We start from the raw sequence: 251 nt of genomic DNA, 5'->3' as shown, positions 1-251 counted from the left end.
AGGAACCATTTTTACCTGTCCTACCGTAGGCATCACCAGAATATCTCCAAGGTCTGCCCATCCGGTACCGCTAAGGTGATTATGACTGAATCCCATAATGGTTTTACTGCTGTAGTGATATCCTGAACACCAATCCCAATCTCCGCTTTTGGTATTCTGATCCGGACTTAACTGAATCATTCCAAAGGGGGTGGTAGCTCCCGGAAATGTATGGCCGTGCCCTCCTGTTCCAATGAAAGGATCTACCCAGG

Annotated in this window: 1 pseudogene; it reads right to left on the bottom strand. The window is 47.8% G+C overall.

The annotated features are described in order from the left end of the window. A pseudogene (locus SB689_RS23760) lies at positions 1-251 on the bottom strand (glycoside hydrolase family 92 protein); the annotation flags it as partial.

The organism is Chryseobacterium sp. SIMBA_038 (genome assembly GCF_046535115.1).
Classification (GTDB): domain Bacteria; phylum Bacteroidota; class Bacteroidia; order Flavobacteriales; family Weeksellaceae; genus Chryseobacterium.
The sequence above is the reverse complement of the archived record's forward strand: the minus strand, read 5'-3'. Positions and strand labels throughout refer to the sequence as shown.